Annotated in this window: 15 protein-coding genes; 8 read left to right on the forward strand and 7 right to left on the reverse strand. The window is 66.6% G+C overall.

Going from position 1 to position 15,173, the window contains the following annotated elements:
• Positions 1-3: 3 nt before the first annotated feature.
• The 6 genes from PHA81_RS02220 (at position 4) to PHA81_RS02245 (ending at position 8,536) form a co-directional block, all read left to right on the forward strand.
• A complete protein-coding gene (locus PHA81_RS02220; protein WP_005045587.1) occupies positions 4-516 on the forward strand; it encodes an uL15m family ribosomal protein in 513 nt (170 codons plus the stop codon).
• 10 nt (positions 517-526) lie between these two features.
• Entirely contained in the window at positions 527-1,954 is a 1,428-nt protein-coding gene (gene secY, locus PHA81_RS02225; RefSeq protein ID WP_005045584.1) for a preprotein translocase subunit SecY, read from the forward strand.
• 239 nt (positions 1,955-2,193) lie between these two features.
• Positions 2,194-3,945: an alkaline phosphatase D family protein gene (locus PHA81_RS02230; RefSeq protein WP_005045583.1), complete on the forward strand. Its 1,752-nt coding sequence runs from the start codon at positions 2,194-2,196 to the stop codon at positions 3,943-3,945.
• A gap of 134 nt (positions 3,946-4,079) precedes the next feature.
• Positions 4,080-5,414 (forward strand): Trk system potassium transporter TrkA, encoded by a 1,335-nt coding sequence (gene trkA / locus PHA81_RS02235; RefSeq protein WP_005045582.1) that lies wholly within the window; start codon positions 4,080-4,082, stop codon positions 5,412-5,414.
• The gene (locus tag PHA81_RS02240; protein ID WP_005045581.1) at positions 5,414-6,901 is read left to right on the forward strand and encodes a TrkH family potassium uptake protein; all 1,488 of its coding nucleotides are present in this window, start codon (positions 5,414-5,416) and stop codon (positions 6,899-6,901) included. Before trkA ends, PHA81_RS02240 begins: the two co-directional genes overlap by 1 nt.
• An 87-nt stretch (positions 6,902-6,988) precedes the next feature.
• Entirely contained in the window at positions 6,989-8,536 is a 1,548-nt protein-coding gene (locus PHA81_RS02245; RefSeq protein ID WP_049910372.1) for a TrkH family potassium uptake protein, read from the forward strand.
• A 324-nt stretch (positions 8,537-8,860) separates the two neighbouring features.
• On the opposite strand, the gene PHA81_RS02250 is transcribed toward PHA81_RS02245, so the two are convergent.
• The 4 genes from PHA81_RS02250 to PHA81_RS02265 all read right to left on the reverse strand — a co-directional run bounded on the left by PHA81_RS02250 (position 8,861) and on the right by PHA81_RS02265 (position 11,429).
• On the reverse strand, positions 8,861-9,061 hold the full coding sequence (locus PHA81_RS02250) for a dodecin (RefSeq protein WP_005045578.1): 201 nt from the start codon (positions 9,059-9,061) through the stop codon (positions 8,861-8,863).
• 64 nt (positions 9,062-9,125) lie between these two features.
• The gene (locus PHA81_RS02255) at positions 9,126-9,797 is read right to left on the reverse strand and encodes a hypothetical protein (RefSeq protein ID WP_005045576.1); all 672 of its coding nucleotides are present in this window, start codon (positions 9,795-9,797) and stop codon (positions 9,126-9,128) included.
• The gene (locus PHA81_RS02260; protein WP_005045575.1) at positions 9,794-10,381 is read right to left on the reverse strand and encodes a hypothetical protein; all 588 of its coding nucleotides are present in this window, start codon (positions 10,379-10,381) and stop codon (positions 9,794-9,796) included. Before PHA81_RS02260 ends, PHA81_RS02255 begins: the two co-directional genes overlap by 4 nt.
• A 40-nt stretch (positions 10,382-10,421) precedes the next feature.
• Positions 10,422-11,429 carry a metal-dependent hydrolase gene (locus PHA81_RS02265; protein ID WP_005045574.1) on the reverse strand — a complete coding sequence of 336 codons (1,008 nt, stop codon included), beginning with the start codon at positions 11,427-11,429 and terminating at the stop codon, positions 10,422-10,424.
• 146 nt (positions 11,430-11,575) lie between these two features.
• Between PHA81_RS02265 and PHA81_RS02270 the strand changes: the two genes are divergently transcribed.
• Positions 11,576-12,748: an alanine--glyoxylate aminotransferase family protein gene (locus tag PHA81_RS02270; RefSeq protein WP_005045573.1), complete on the forward strand. Its 1,173-nt coding sequence runs from the start codon at positions 11,576-11,578 to the stop codon at positions 12,746-12,748.
• Between the two features lie 29 nt (positions 12,749-12,777).
• Here PHA81_RS02270 and PHA81_RS02275 read toward each other — a convergent pair whose 3' ends face one another.
• Together PHA81_RS02275 and PHA81_RS02280 are read right to left on the reverse strand one after the other, a co-directional pair.
• Positions 12,778-13,098 (reverse strand): hypothetical protein, encoded by a 321-nt coding sequence (locus tag PHA81_RS02275; RefSeq protein WP_005045572.1) that lies wholly within the window; start codon positions 13,096-13,098, stop codon positions 12,778-12,780.
• Positions 13,099-13,164: 66 nt separating this feature from the next.
• Positions 13,165-13,404, reverse strand: a complete 240-nt coding sequence (locus PHA81_RS02280; RefSeq protein WP_005045571.1) for a DUF5816 domain-containing protein — start codon at positions 13,402-13,404, stop codon at positions 13,165-13,167.
• 136 nt (positions 13,405-13,540) lie between these two features.
• On the opposite strand from PHA81_RS02280, the gene PHA81_RS02285 reads away from it, so the two are divergent.
• Positions 13,541-13,948 (forward strand): universal stress protein, encoded by a 408-nt coding sequence (locus tag PHA81_RS02285; protein WP_005045570.1) that lies wholly within the window; start codon positions 13,541-13,543, stop codon positions 13,946-13,948.
• A 12-nt stretch (positions 13,949-13,960) separates the two neighbouring features.
• On the opposite strand, the gene PHA81_RS02290 is transcribed toward PHA81_RS02285, so the two are convergent.
• The gene (locus PHA81_RS02290) at positions 13,961-14,980 is read right to left on the reverse strand and encodes a mechanosensitive ion channel family protein (protein WP_005045569.1); all 1,020 of its coding nucleotides are present in this window, start codon (positions 14,978-14,980) and stop codon (positions 13,961-13,963) included.
• Between the last annotated feature and the right edge of the window lie 193 nt (positions 14,981-15,173).

A 15,173-nucleotide genomic window follows, 5' to 3' on the forward strand; every position in this document is an offset into this window, starting at 1 on the left:
ACAATGACAAGCAAGAAACGACGCCAGCGCGGGTCGCGCACCCACGGCGGCGGCTCCCACAAGAACCGACGCGGGGCCGGCCACCGGGGCGGGCGCGGGCGCGCGGGGCGTGACGATCACGAGTTCCACAACTACGGACCGCTCGGCAAACACGGGTTCGACCGCCCGGAGAAGGTCAAAGAGGACATCCGTACGATCGACGTGCGCGAACTCGACGAGGACGCGGCGCTGTTCGCCGCCGACGATCTCGCCGAGGATACCGAGGACGGCTACCGGCTCGACGCGCGTGACGTCGTCGAGGACGGCCACGAGGCCGACGTCGTGAAGGTGCTCGGCGGCGGCCAGGTCCGCCAGTCGCTGACGGTGACCGCCGACACGTTCTCGGACAGCGCACGCGACCTGCTCGACGGCGCGGGCGGCGAGGCCGTCCTGAGCGACCGCGGCGAGGAACGCCTCGCCGCCCGCGAGGACGACGACGAGGAGTCAGACGAAGAAGCTACAACCGCGGAGTCCTGAGGTCGCGAAAATGGGTTGGAAGGAGACCGCCGAGCCGGTCCTGACGCGGATGCCGACGGTCCGGCAGCCGGAGGGTCACGTGCCCTTCAGACGCAAGCTCGGGTGGACAGCCGGAGTGCTCGTTCTGTACTTTTTCCTGACGAACGTCGCACTCTACGGCCTCCAGACGGGTCAGGCAGGGAACCCGTTCGGGCAGTTCAGCTCGATCCTCGCGGTAGGCCGGGGGAGCATCCTCCAGCTCGGGATCGGGCCGATCGTGACCGCGAGCATCGTGCTCCAGCTCCTCGGCGGGGCCAACCTGCTCGGACTCGACACCTCAGACCCGCGGGATCAGATCCTCTATCAGGGGCTCCAGAAGTTCCTCGTGATCGTAATGATCTGCGTCACGGGACTGCCGTACGTGTTCGCGGGCGGGTTCTTGCCGGCGAGCGAAGCGGTCGCGCAGTCGACCGGGCTCGGTCTCGTCGGCGTGCAGTGGCTGATATTCGCCCAGATCTTCGTCGGCGGGGTGTTGATCCTGTTCATGGACGAAGTCATCTCGAAGTGGGGCGTCGGCTCGGGGATCGGACTGTTCATCATCGCGGGCGTGAGCCAGCGGCTCGTCGGTGGGCTCGTCGGTTCCGACGGCTTCTTCGCGAGCTGGTTCGGGATTCTGACCGGTTCGATCGAAGTCTCACCGCTGACCAGTTCGGGCCTCCAGACGCTGCTGCTCGGGGAGGGCGAGCTCGTGGCGCTGTTCACCACCGTCCTGATCTTCGTCGTGGTGGTGTACGCCGAGAGCGTTCGAGTCGAGATCCCGCTGAGCCACGCGCGGGTCAAGGGCGCACGCGGCCGATTCCCGGTGAAGCTGATCTACGCGAGCGTCCTGCCGATGATCCTCGTTCGCGCGGTCCAGGCCAACATCCAGTTCCTCGGCCGGATCCTGAACTCCCAGCTCGGTCTGCCGGCATGGATCGGCGTCTACTCGGACGGCCAGCCAGTCGGCGGGCTGTTCTACTACTTCGCGCCGATCTACACCCCACAGGACTGGCTCGGAGCGAGCCAGGCGGCGTGGCAGGTCGCGCTCCGGGTCGGGGTCGATCTCACGTTCATGGTGATCGGTGGCGCGATCTTCGCGATCTTCTGGGTCGAAACCGCCGACATGGGTCCCGAGTCGACGGCCAAGCAGATCCAGAACTCCGGGATGCAGATCCCCGGCTTCCGCCAGAACCCCGGCGTGATCGAGAAAGTGCTCGAACGCTACATCCCGCAGGTCACGGTGATCGGCGGGGCTCTGGTGGGGCTGCTCGCGGTCGGCGCGAACATGCTCGGCACCATCGGGACCGTCGGCGGGACGGGCCTGCTACTCACGGTCTCGATCACCTACAAGCTCTACGAGGAGATCGCCGAGGAGCAGCTCATGGAGATGCATCCCATGATGCGCCAGATGTTCGGCTGAACCTTTTTACTTCGTCGGGTGCGCTCGCGCACCTCTCCTCGCAAAAAGGTTCATCAAAAACCTCCGCTCACTCGCTCCCTGCGGTCACTCATTCGCGGTAGAACTGCTGGCGCTCTCCACACCGCTGTCCGCACCGGACAGCCCCGCTGGAACCGCGACTGCGAGGCGTGAACACCCGACTCCATCGTCTCGGGCGAGCCAACCACAACGCGGATGCGCTTCGCTTTCGACTGTCGGTCATGGCGAACGACGCGGGTATCGGCGGGCGAGACGAACCCTCGCGCGGAGCGGACGACCACTCGGCGTTGCTGTCGACGCTCGACTCGCACGACCTCGCGACCGCGGTGGCACCCTCCGAGACGAGCGATGCGTCGGTCTTCGATTTCGATCCACAGGCCGATCCGGCCGAGACGTTCCCCCAGTCGATCGCGAGCGGCGGACCGACGCCGACGGGCGTCATCCTCTGGACGCGCATCGCACCCGACGCCTTCGACGCTGCTGCATCCCTGGCGGTGCAGGTCGCCACCGACGCGGCGTTCGAGGACATCGTGTACAGCGGTGTCACCGACGACGACCGCCGAATCCGCGCGCACGACCACACGGTGAACGTCGATCTCGATGGCCATCTCGCCCCGAACCAGGCGTACCACTACCGGTTCGTCTACGACGGGGTGGCGTCGAAGACCGGTCAGTGTCAAACGCTTCCCCGGCCTGACGACTCGCCCGACTCGCTCCGGCTCGGCGTGCTCGCGTGTCAGAACTACCAGAACGGCTACTATCCCGCCCTCCACCACGTTGCCGAGGAGGACGTCGACTTCCTCGTCCACGTCGGCGACTCCATCTACGAATCCGACGACGGCCACTTCAGCGGCCCTGACACCGACGAGTACGACCGCGAGACGTCGTTCCCGAGCGGCCACGACCGGGTACAGGACTTGGATGATTACCGCTATCTCTATCGCAAGTATCGCTCGGACGAGTTCTATCAGGAAGCACTCGAATCCCATACCCTGATCGCCAGCTGGGACGATCACGAGTTCGTCAACGACCTCTATTGGGACGACCGGCGGGACGCGCCGGCGGGCGATCACCCACGGGCCGACGATCCCGCGTTCATGACCGACCTCGTCGCCGACGCAATGCACGCGTGGTGGGAGTACATGCCCGCTCGCGTGGAGTACGATCCGAACGGGGACTCGCTCCAGGAGCGTTTTCGATTGTGGCGCTCGTTCGCGTTCGGCGACCTCGTGACGCTCGTGATGACCGACGAACGCCTGTTTCGCGACCCCCCACGGGAAGCGATTCCAACGGTGGACAACGTCGGCCCGCAGTACGAACCGCCCGGACGGACGATGCTTGGCGAGCAACAGCGCGAGTGGCTCATCGACACGATCACCGAATCGACGTCGACGTGGACGGTCTGGGCAGACGAGGTGCTGACGGTCCCCCTCAGACTGGGCTCCGGGCCGCTGTCGATCTATCCGGTCCAGGGCGGGTGGGACGGCTACACGCGCGAACGCCAGCGGATCACGGAGTCGATCGGGGCTGCCGACGTCGACAACTACGTGACGCTCACCGGCGACATGCACTGCTACGTGGCGGCGTACCAACAGACCTCCTATCCGGGGCGAGTCTCGGGCGGTGAGGGTGTCGCGCGGGGCGATCGGATCGGCGTCGAGTTCATGACACCCGCCGTCACATCGTTGAACATCGCCGAGGCGCTCCGCCTCACGCGGGGCTGGCGCGGCAGGCTCACCGAGCCGTTGCTGACGTGGCTGGTCACGGCGATGAACCCCCATATCGACTTTTTCGACAGCCACAACTGGGGCTACTCGGTGGTCGAGTTCACACGCGATGACTGTACGTACGTGGGCTATGCGGTCGACAAGACGGTGAACTCGCCGGACGCCGACCGCTCCGTCGTCACCGCCTATCGAGTGCCTGAAGGGGCCGTGGAGCTCGAGGACGTGACCGACGAGTACCGCGAATAGACTCACCCGAGAACGAGCCTCGGACCGTGCGACCCGCGACGTGTGCGGTGACCACGGCTACGGCTCAACGGTAGCGAAGGGAAATCCACTTACCCGGCCCGGAGAACTGTCGGTATGGTTCGAGGGCGGTACACGTGCGAGTAGTCATCATCGGTGCGGGGCAGGTCGGTTCCTCCATCGCTGCGAGTCTCGACGCCGGCCACGAGGTCGTGGTGATCGACGCGGACGCAGAGCGGGTCGACGCGCTGACGTACTCGCTCGACGTACTCGCCATCGAGGGCGACGGTGCGTCGCTGTCGACGCTCCGGGAGGCCGAGATCGAAGCGGCGGACCTCCTGATCGCGAGCACCGACAACGACGAAACCAACATCGTGGCGTGTGCGACGGCGAAGACCGCGAGCGACGCGTTCACCGTCGCGCGAGTGAAGCGGACCAACTACCTCGACACGTGGCAGGAGGCCGGCGGCGCGTTCGGCGTCGACTTCATGGTGTGTACCAACCTGCTGGCGGCCGAGACGATGGTCCGTGTCATCGGGCTGCCCGCCGCTCGGGACGTCGACGTGTTCGCCGAGGGCCGCGTGATGATGGCGGAGTTCTGCGTGCCCGAGGGCAGCCCCGTCGCGGGCCGGACGGTGGCCGAGGCGGATCACTTCACCGAACTCACCTTCGCGGCGATGCTGCGGGACGGCGACGTCGTGATTCCAAAGGGGGAGACGACGATCGAGGTCGACGACGAGCTGATCGTGATCGGGAGCCCCGAGAACACGCGCACGTTCGCGAGCGATCTCGCGCCTGGCCGGGACGAGGACGGCAAGGACATCGTGATCGTCGGCGGCAGCGAGATCGCCGTCGAGGCCGCACGATTGCTCGAAGACCGCGGGCTCCACCCGCGACTCATCGAGCGCGATCCCGATCGTGCCCGCGAACTCGCGGAGCAGCTCGCCGGCACCACGGTGATGCAGAGCGACGCAACTGACCAGGAGTTCCTCCAGCGCGAACACGTCGACGATGCCGACGTGGTGATCGCGGCGCTCGGCAGCGACGAGAAGAACCTGCTTGCCAGCCTGCTCGCCACCCGGATCGGGGTTCCACGAACGGTCGCGCTGGTCGAGACCGCCGAATACACCGATCTCTTCGAGGCGGTGGGTGTCGGCGCGGCAGTCAACCCACGCGAGGCGACCGCCGAGGAGATCATCCGGCTCGCACACGATGGCACCCCCGAAAACGTCGCGATCGTCGATCGTGACCGCGCGGAGGTGCTCGAAATCGAGATCAGCGACGACAGCGTACTCGCCGGCCGCCCGATCCACGAGTCCGCCGCCGACCTCCCGACGAGGGTGACCATCGGCGCGATCACGCGGGACGGCGAGTTCGTCACGCCGCGGGGTGACACAGTGGTAGAGGTCGGCGATCACGTCGTCGTGTTCGCCGAGAGCGACGCCATCGACACCGTCGCCAGCCAGATTTGATGGCCGTCCGGGTCGATCTCCGGACGACCGCGAGCCTCCTCGGCACCGTACTGAAGGGACTCGCGTGGCCGCTCTCCGTCCTCACGGTGGTCGCGCTCGGTTACGGCGAATCCCCCGTTCCGTTCGCCGTCCCGCTCGTGCCCTCGGTCGTCGTCGGTAAAGGGTTGGAGCGGCTCGAACGCGGCGATACGGGTCCACGAGAGGCGTTCTTGCTGGTGGCGCTCTCGTGGCTGTCGGTCGCGCTCGTCGGAGCGATCCCATTTGTTCTCGCCGACACGGGCGTTCTCGCGACTCCAGTGAACGCGCTGTTCGAGTCGATGAGCGGGATCACCACCACGGGAGCGACGGTCATCCAGTCGTTCGAGGCCCACTCGCGCTCGATCCTGTTGTGGCGGAGCGTCCTCCAGTGGCTCGGCGGGCTCGGCATCCTCGTGCTCGCGGTCGGGCTGCTCTCGCGGCTCTCGGTCAGCGGCGCACAGCTGATGGAGACCGAGACCCAAACCAGAAACGTCACGAAACTCACACCCAGCATCGCCGGCACCGCACGCCTGCTCGGCGGACTGTACGTCGGGCTGACGGCGCTGCTGGTGCTCGTGTTGCTCGGACTCCGGGTCGTGGGACTCGCCCCGAACATGGGGCCCTACAACGCGGTTGCTCACGCGCTCACGACCGTCTCAACCGCCGGTTTCTCGCCCGAGGCGGCGAGCATCGGCGCGTTCTCCCCGGCCGTACAGTGGGTCGTGATCCTCTTCATGATCGTCGGTGCGACCAACTTCGTCCTGCTGTACTACCTCGCGCGTGGCGACCCCTCGCGGCTCCGCGAGAGCGAGGAGTTTCGCTTCTACCTCACGATCCTCGCCGGCGCGACGGCCCTCATCGTGGCGGCGCTGGCGTTCGAGGAGGGGTTCTCGGGACTCGACACCCTTCGCCACGCCGTCTTCCAGGCCGTCTCGATTTTCACGACGACGGGCTACGCGACCGTCGACTTCGACACATGGCCAACACTTGCGCGCCACATCCTCCTCGTCGGGATGTTCGTCGGCGGAATGGCCGGCAGCACCACCTGCTCGATCAAGACGCTCCGGTGGCTCGTCGTCGCCAAGGCGTTCCGCCGCGACCTCTTCACCGCGATCCACCCGGAGGCCATCCGACCGATCCGCCTCTCCGGCCGGCCGATCGACGAGAGCACGATCCGCGACGTGTACACCTACACTCTGGTGAGCGTCGTGATCTTCGGGTTTCTGACGGTGTTCGTGATCGTGGACGCTGCGCGGGTCGGCCTGGCGCTCGGCGAGTTCGAGGCGATGGGAGCGGCAGCCTCGACGTTTCTCAACATCGGGCCGGCGTTCGGGCTTGCGGGACCCTACGGGAGCTACGAGGCGTTTCCCGTCTCGACGAAGCTCGTCATGATCGTTCTGATGTGGATCGGCCGCATCGAGATCGTTCCCGTTCTCGTTCTCTTCACGACTGCCTTCTGGCGGTCGTAGGCAGTCGTCGGCGGTCGTGGGGATCGAGAGCGATAGATTGATCCGATCGACAGTCGCCGGACCGAACGTGACCTCGGGGTGGGAGCGGTGAGCTGGTCGCACGTCGACTGGCGGGCGAGCGTCGGCCTCGTCGGAACGGTCGTCAAATACCTCTCCGGAGTGTTGCTCGTGCCGCTCGCCGTGGGTCTGTACTACGGGGCCGACGCACCCACGTTCGCCGCCGCGTTCGCCATCACCGTCGCGATCGGCGTCGCGCTCGAACGCGTCGATCCCGACCCCGACCTCGGCGCGCGCGAGGGCTTCCTGATGGTCGCGCTCACGTGGCTTCTGGTCGCGATCGTCGGGACGATTCCCTACCTCCTCGCGGGCTTCCTCGGCACCGAGTCGACGCTCGCCCAGCCCACGAACGCGCTGTTCGAGTCGATGAGCGGCTTCACCACCACGGGAGCGACCGTGATGGGCGATATCTCGCTCGATCGTCACTCCCACGCCATCATGCTCTGGCGACAGCTCACCCAGTGGCTCGGCGGGATGGGGATCGTCGTGCTCGCGGTCGCGATCCTCCCCGAACTCTCGGTCGGTGGCGCGCAGTTGATGGACGCCGAAGCGCCGGGCCCCGGTATTCAGAAGCTCACGCCACGCATCGCCGAGACCGCGCGCGTCCTCTGGCTCGCGTATCTCGGCTTCACGCTCCTGGAGATGCTGCTCCTCTACGGCCTCCATCTCGGTGGGCTCGCCCCCAACATGGACCTCTTCAACGCCGTCTCGCATCCGCTCACGACGATGCCAACTGGGGGATTCTCGCCGGAAGCACGGTCGATCGAGGCGTTCTCCGCGGCGGTCCAGTGGGTCATCATCCCGTTCATGATCGCCGCCGGGACGAACTTCGCGCTGTTCTGGCACGTGCTGAACGGCGAACCCGAGCGTCTGTTTCGGGACACCGAGTTTCGGTCGTACGCCGGCGTCATCGGCGTGCTGACGGCCGTGATCGCGGGGCTCCTGTTCACCGGCATCGGGATCAGCGCGAACCCGTCGGCCGTCCCGCCGATCGTCGGCGCACTCGAGGATTCGGTGCGTCACGCGGCGTTCCAGATCGTCTCGATCGTCACGACGACTGGCTACGCCAGCATGGACTTCAACACATGGGGCGCGCCGGCCAAATACCTCCTCCTGTTCGCGATGTTCGTCGGTGGCTCCGCGGGCTCGACCGGTGGCGCGATCAAGATCGTCCGGTGGGTGGTGATCGTCAAATCCCTCCGCCGCGAACTGTTCACGACTGTGCATCCCGAGGCGGTCTCGCCGGTCCGACTCGGTGGGCGGGTCATCGACGAACGTGCCCTCAGAGGGATCTACGCGTTCACCCTGCTGTATCTCGTCTTCTTTTTCGTCGCCACGATGCTGGTGGTCGCCGACGCGTGGCGGGTCGGCTATCAGGTGACCGCGTTCGAGTCGATGAGCGCCGTCGCCGCAACCCTCGGCAACGTCGGGCCCGGCTTCGGCGTGGTTGGCCCGATGAACAGCTACCTCGGGTTTCCGGCCACGTCGAAGCTCCTGCTGACGTTTCTGATGTGGATCGGCCGCCTCGAAATTCTGCCGGTGCTCGTGTTGCTCACCCCTGCCTACTGGCGCACCTGAAAGCCCTCGGAACTGCGCGGGCCACCGGCCCGCGCATCCGGCCTCCCTACGGTCGGCCGGACGCCTGGCGGCGGTTCCTCGCCCTTTTCATGTCCACTGGAAGAGCAGAGCTCTTCCAAGCCCTGACTCGCTCCGCTCGTCAGGACACCAGGACCGCATTGCGCGACCCGCGCTGTCGCGTCTGCTCACGGGCGCTTCGTGCCCGTTCGCACGCGCTGAGGCCCTGCCCTTCCCCATGCTCGCGCGCCCGGCGCTGTCGCGCTCGGGCGCGCTCACGGCCACCGCTCCGCACAGCACCGCACCCGCAACCGCTCCGCCGCCAGACTACCCGTCGAGCTCGAACGCGACCTCGACCTCGGCCTGATACTCCCGGCCGTCGGCGTTCGCGATCTCGACCCCGAGGTTCTCGGCGTTGGCCCATTTTACGTTGTCGAGGGTGTCCTCCGCCCGGTCGACGGCCTCGTCGACGGCCGCATCGAACCCTTCGTCGCTCGTCCCGATCAGCGTGATCTTCTTGTACACCATGTGCGTCGCCCGGTTCGCCCGGCAGAATCATAAAACCGCGGCTCCCGGCGGTCGATGACCTCCTCTATCGCTCGGTACTACGCCTCGCGGCGTCGAAGCGATCGGCGAGCGCGGTCACGACCCCACTCAGGCGTGCACCACCCCAAATCGCGACCACCGCCGCGCCGACGGTGTCGAAAATGAGATCGAGCATCGTGTCTTCGAGCCCGTACTGGGTGAGGACGTTTCCGGTCCCGAGTACCGCGGCGAGCTCCGCGACCGTGAACTCGATCACCTCCCAGAGCACGCCGAACGCGAGCACGAACAGGAAGACGAACACGACCGTGAACTCCGCCGGATAGGACACCTCGTCGCTGTGAACGTCGAGCGCGCGGACGGCAGCGTAGCCCACCGCCGCAACCACCGACGCCGACAGCCCGTGAGTGAGGTGGTCGTACCACCACACCGACTGGTAAGGCGTGAGCGGCGATCCCGGCAAACCGACGGTCCCGAACGCATGGAGGAACACCGCGCTCGTGATCCAGAGGGTGAGCCCCGGATCCATCGGAATCTCGTAGTCGCGTTCGAGCACCGAAGGGAGCCGGGTCACGAGCAACGCGATGCCGGTGTTGATCACGATCCCCGTGGTCCCGCGATCGAGCCCGATGAAGAACATCCCGATCAGTCCGACCTCCATCGCCCACGTGACCTGGCGCTGGCGGCGCTCGGTGATCCCGATTCGATCGCGAAGGTTCATTCGACGCCTCCGGCGAACCGCGCGGGGTCGAGCCGCCGGCGAACGTACCACTCGAAAACGATCCCAGCACCGATCCCGGCGACGGTCGAGGCGACGAACTCCCACATCAGCGCGTCCTCGGACACCAGAAAGCCAGTGCCGAGGATGAGATCGGCGATCCAGCGCGTGACCGCCCAGATCCCGGCGGTCGCGATCGTGGTGATCACGACGAAAACCACGGCGAAGCGGTAGCTCATCTCGACGGTCGTAAAGAGATGGAGCTCGACCGCGATCACCAGTGCGATCGCTGCCACGCCGAGGTACGTGGCGACTTCGGCGATCATCGGCGGGGCGATCGTACGGCCGATCATCGGCAGCGTGACGACCGCGAGCACCTCCCACGGCAACATCGCTCGTGGGGAGCCGAACGCGATCGAGGGAAACGAAACGAGAGCCACGATGCTCGCCGCGAACCCTGCTCCGAGGAGATCGCCCTCAAGCAGGTTCGCTGCCGCGACCACCGCGATGAACGCGATCAGCACCCACCCGAGTCTCGCGTTCGAGCGCTCGCTTTCGACGATTCGACCGATGTCCGCCCGCGACATAGCCCCTCGTTCGTCGCCCGGGGGATAAAGACTGCCGTCCTCAGAGCACGGCGTAGGCGATCGCATAGCCGACCGACGCGAGCGTGATCGCCGTGAGGCCGGTGAGCGCCGCCGTGAGCGCACCGTACTCGCTGGCTGGTCGGTGTGTCCGTCGCCACGCGCGCCACCGCCGTCGCACGAGCGGCACGGGACCGACGATTCCGACCGCGAGTACGCTGAAGACGAACTCGTACGACGATGCGAGCGTCGGTGCGGGAACGGCGAGCACGGCCGCCGCGTAGGCCACACCGAGCGCCGCCCGGCCGTGAATCGCGTCCCGTACCCGGCGGTCGGTGAGTGTGGTGTAGACCACGAGTGCGAGCCAGAGCGTGGCGAGTTCGAGCCAGAACGCGCCGAACAGATGCAGCGTCGGGTCGGCGGCGAGGCTGATACGCTGGGTCAACAGGCCGAGGTCGAACGGGTAGAGCAACTGCGGCGGCCCGCCGGTGACCAGATCACCGAACGGGTGGCTCGCCAGCCCGAACGCCGCAACGAGCAGCACTGCTTTCGGGGAGAGGTCGCCACGTCGAACCGCCACCGTCGTCACGCCACAGCCCACGAGGCCGAACACGACCATGACGAACGCGCCGAGCGGACCGCTGACGACCCCGGAAACCACGGTGAGGCCTGCGAGGAGCACGACAGCCACAGCACGATCGGCAGTCACAGCCGTCGACCAGTCCGAGGCTCGCGCCGCGTCCACCGCCGGTGCGGCCGTCGATCGCTCCGCCCGGCTCCAGTAGCGAAACGCGATCGCCGCGATCGGCGCGACGACGAGAGAGTGGGTGACCGCACGGTGGACGACGTTGCCGGCGGCCCAGAACCCCTCGACGCCGAGCGCGCCAGAGGTCACCAGGCCGATCGGCGCATAGAGGATGTCGACATCGGGCAGAGTAGCGAACGCGCCGGCCGCTATGGCGAGCGCGAGCGCGTGCTCGCGCGATTGCCCGGTCCAGCGCGCACCCGCTGCGACGAATGCGAACGCCAGCAGTCCGTGGCCGACGAACATGGTTCGACGAAGAGTGCCAACAGTATTAAATTACTCGTGGGTACGCGACGCACTCCCGCCCCGCGCTCGGTCGTCCATCGACAGTCCTGGAGAACGAGTCGTGCCGATTCCCCCATCCTTTTGCCCGAAGCCCCCCGGACAGCGGTATGGAGCCGCCCGAAGCCGGTGAACTCACGCCACCGGATCGAACGTTGATGGGACCCGGTCCGAGTGAGGTCCACCCGCGCGTGCGGCGAGCGATGAGCACGCCCCTGGTCGGCCATCTCGACCCGGCCTTCGTCGATCTGATGGACGAGGTTCAGGAGCTGCTTCGATACACCTTTCGGACCGACAACGAGTTCACCATCCCGGTGAGCGGCACGGGATCGGCCGCGATGGAGAGCGCGATCGCGAACCTCACCGAGCCCGACGACACGGTTCTGGTTCCGGACAACGGCTACTTCGGTGATCGGATGGCGTCGATGGTCCGTCGGGCCGGCGGGACGGTCGAACGGGTCAGTGCGCCGTGGGGTGCACCGCTCGATCCGGACGACGTCGCCGCGGCGTGCGAGACCCACGATCCCGACGTGGTGGGGTTCGTCCACGCCGAGACCAGCACCGGCGTGCTTCAGCCCGACGTGCCGGCGCTCACCGAGATCGCCCACGACCACGGCGCGCTCACGATCGCGGACACGGTGACGTCGCTCGGCGGGGTCGAGCTTCGGGTCGACGAGTGGGGGATCGACGCGGCGTACTCGGCCACCCAGAAGTGCCTCTCCGCGCCGCCGGGCGCGAGCCCGCTCACTCTCTCCGAACGCGCGGTCGAGAAGGTCACGAGCCGCGACGCCCCGGTTCGATCGTGGTATCTCGACCTCTCCCTGCTCGCGGACTACTGGGGCGAGGAGCGTGCGTACCACCACACCGCGCCGATCACCAACGTCTACGCGCTCCGCGAGGCGCTTCGACTGGTGGCAGAAGAGGGGATCGAAGCACGCTGGGAGCGCCACGAGCGGGTCGCGGGTGCGCTGCGGGACGGCGTCGAAGCGATGGGGCTCGGGCTCGCGAGCGAGTCGTGGCTTCCGAGCCTGAACACCGTCGCCCTTCCCGACGGCGTCGACGACACGGCAGTCATCGATCACCTGCTCTCCGAGCACGGGATCGAGGTCGCGGGCGGGCTCGGCGATCTCGCTGGCGACGTGCTTCGAGTGGGGTGTATGGGCCACTCCGCACGGCCGGCGAACGTCCTCGCGCTCGTGGCGGCACTCGGCGACGCGCTCGCGGCCCAGGATGCCGATATCGATCCCGACGCCGGGCTCGCTGCGGTGCGACGCGGGCTGTAGCCCGGCGGTGCTGTTGTAGCCCGACAGCCTCAGGCGACGAGTGCGGGGCCGAGCGAGGGGTGGAGCACCTCGTACTCGCCGGCAGTATCGACACCGATGACCGCCCAGTCGTAGTCGGGTTTGGTCGCGAGCAGTCGCTCGCGGAGGTCACGTGCGGTGTCCTCTCGGGCGACGAAACACCGCAGATCGCCCGACTCGGGCAGTTCCGTCGACTCGTCGGCGGCAGTAACGTCGACGACGCGCCACTTTCGCTCGGCGCTGAACTCGCAGCCGCTTCCGGAGACGGTGTAGCCGAGATCGGTGAAGATCGATCGGGCCGCTTCGGTCGGTGGCGTGGTAACAACCCCCATTCGTCGGAGGATACAACACGTCACGCAATAAGTGTTCCTCCCCCAATGTACTCTCTAGTTCGTTCGCTACTCGTGGGCTGCGTCCCACTCGTCCGGTTTCTTGATGTTGGCGCACACGTTGCATTTGAGTCGGCCCATCGCATCCATCGCGTTGTCGAACGCGCCGCAGTTCGCGCAGTAGTACCCCCACCGCGAGTCGTCGGTCTCGCTCGTGTACGCCACGAAAAACGGCCCTTTCGACCCGCGTTCGGCCGCCTCGTGGTCGACGTAGAGCCGTCGGCCGTCGGCGGTCGTTTTCGCGTCCATGATCGACGGTGGGCCGCGCCGGACAAGTGCGTACTGGGTCCAGTGCACTGAGGTTGCTGCGATCGGTCGCTCGACGCGCACCGACACGATAGAGAAATGAAAAGCTTCAGGCGACTCGCTCCGCTACGAGCAATCGATGACGCAGGTCGTCGTGCCCGTCCGGTATCCGCTGAGCGAACACTCCCGGCGCACGCTCGAAACCGCGATCGCGGTCGCCGACGAACGCGACGCTGCCCTCTCGGTGCTCCACGTCGATCTCTATCAGTCGAATCAGCGGGTCACGCAGGCCGATCTCAAGCACGCGGTCGAAGCGACGTTCGGTCCGCTCGACCGGACGCGGTACGCCGTCCGCACCGGCTTTCTCGTCGAGGAGACCATCCTCGACGAAGTCGCCACCGAGGACGCCGACGTGGTCGTGATCGGTCGAAAGCAGGCCGGTCGGTGGCGACGGATGGTTCGCCGGATCACCGACGAGCCGGACGTCGCGCAGTATCTTGGCGACCAGCTCGACTGTCACGTCGTCGCCGCGCCGCGCTCCGGATAAGTCAGCTCCCTCTCACCTTCGCCGGTAGTCGAACTGTGGGCCGTCGCGCGGTGTGGACGGGCCATTGGAATCGTCGAAAACGACCTTCGTGTGCGGATAGGCGAACTCGACGTCGGTTCCGTCGAGTCGCTCCCAGACGTTTTCCTGCACCGCCGAACGCACAGTCAGGAGTTTGTACGGCTCCCGGACCCAGTACCGCAGCGTCAGAAGCACGCCGCTGTCGGCGTACTCGTTGATGTAACACGTCGGTGCAGCGGGATAGCGCGCGCTGCCGATCCGGATGTCCGGTCCGCCCCGGATCACGGTGTCGACGTCCCGCGCCGCGCGCTCGATCAGATCCCGAGCTTGTGCGAGGTCGCCCTCGTAGGTCACGAGAATATCGAGCGAGAGCCTCGTTCGCGGGTCTTCGGCGGAGTAGTTGATGACGTCGCGGTCGCGGATCGTTCCGTTCGGGATCACCAAGAAAGTGTTGTCGAGGGTGAATATCTTGGTGTACTGGAAAGTGATGTCCTCGACGAAGCCACGGATAGTATCGTCAGTGTCGGTGAGTTCGATCATGTCGCCGATCTCGTACGACTGATCGGAGAGCACGAACAGGCCGCTGATGATGCTGCCGAGAATCGGTGAGATCACGACGGCAGTCGCGGCTGTGAGCACCGTCACCGACAGCAGAATGTTGCTGAGACCGACCCCGAGGATCGCCGCCGCCGTGAGCACCCCAAAGAACATGACGACGACGCGGATCGTGCGGAGTACTGCCCGGGTGACGCTGGGTCGGCGGAAGCGCCGCGCAACACGACGGCCGATCAGTCTGACGAAGAGTTTCGACCCGTACCACGCGATCCCGAGCACCAACAGCGCCAGCCCTACCTGCACCGTCCACTGGGGAAGCCACTCGGGCAGCACCCGAGTCGCGGTCTCGACGACCTCGCCGGTACTGTTCTCTATGGTTCCGTTCTCGGGCGTGCCGTTCGGTTGCGTGCCGACCTGCAATGCCTGCGTGACGCCCCACGCCACGCGTGCCGACTCCATACGCTTCGCTCACCGGCGGCGGGAAAAAGGATTCCGACCCACCTTTTTACTTCGGGGCGTCGCGCCCTCGCTCCGCTCGGGCGCTCAACCCCTCGCAAAAATGTGGATCAAAAACCCCCGCTCGCTCCCTCCGGTCGCTCGCGGTGGAGCCACTAGCGCTTACCGCGACCACACGGCAACCGCCTCCGCACCG

Source organism: Halococcus sp. PRR34 (genome assembly GCF_028617175.1).
In the GTDB taxonomy this organism is placed as follows: Archaea; Halobacteriota; Halobacteria; order Halobacteriales; family Halococcaceae; genus Halococcus; species Halococcus salifodinae.

Coding starts and splice junctions, on each gene's coding strand:
- PHA81_RS02260 (WP_005045575.1), bottom strand. CDS start 10,381: ATGTCGCGGGCGGACATCGGTCGAATCGTCGAAAGCGAGCGCTCGAAC.
- PHA81_RS02290 (WP_005045569.1), bottom strand. CDS start 14,980: ATGGAGTCGGCACGCGTGGCGTGGGGCGTCACGCAGGCATTGCAGGTC.
- PHA81_RS02285 (WP_005045570.1), top strand. CDS start 13,541: ATGACGCAGGTCGTCGTGCCCGTCCGGTATCCGCTGAGCGAACACTCC.
- PHA81_RS02230 (WP_005045583.1), top strand. CDS start 2,194: ATGGCGAACGACGCGGGTATCGGCGGGCGAGACGAACCCTCGCGCGGA.
- PHA81_RS02280 (WP_005045571.1), bottom strand. CDS start 13,404: ATGGACGCGAAAACGACCGCCGACGGCCGACGGCTCTACGTCGACCAC.
- PHA81_RS02250 (WP_005045578.1), bottom strand. CDS start 9,061: ATGGTGTACAAGAAGATCACGCTGATCGGGACGAGCGACGAAGGGTTC.
- PHA81_RS02275 (WP_005045572.1), bottom strand. CDS start 13,098: ATGGGGGTTGTTACCACGCCACCGACCGAAGCGGCCCGATCGATCTTC.
- PHA81_RS02265 (WP_005045574.1), bottom strand. CDS start 11,429: ATGTTCGTCGGCCACGGACTGCTGGCGTTCGCATTCGTCGCAGCGGGT.
- PHA81_RS02270 (WP_005045573.1), top strand. CDS start 11,576: ATGGAGCCGCCCGAAGCCGGTGAACTCACGCCACCGGATCGAACGTTG.
- PHA81_RS02220 (WP_005045587.1), top strand. CDS start 4: ATGACAAGCAAGAAACGACGCCAGCGCGGGTCGCGCACCCACGGCGGC.
- secY (WP_005045584.1), top strand. CDS start 527: ATGGGTTGGAAGGAGACCGCCGAGCCGGTCCTGACGCGGATGCCGACG.
- PHA81_RS02255 (WP_005045576.1), bottom strand. CDS start 9,797: ATGAACCTTCGCGATCGAATCGGGATCACCGAGCGCCGCCAGCGCCAG.
- PHA81_RS02240 (WP_005045581.1), top strand. CDS start 5,414: ATGGCCGTCCGGGTCGATCTCCGGACGACCGCGAGCCTCCTCGGCACC.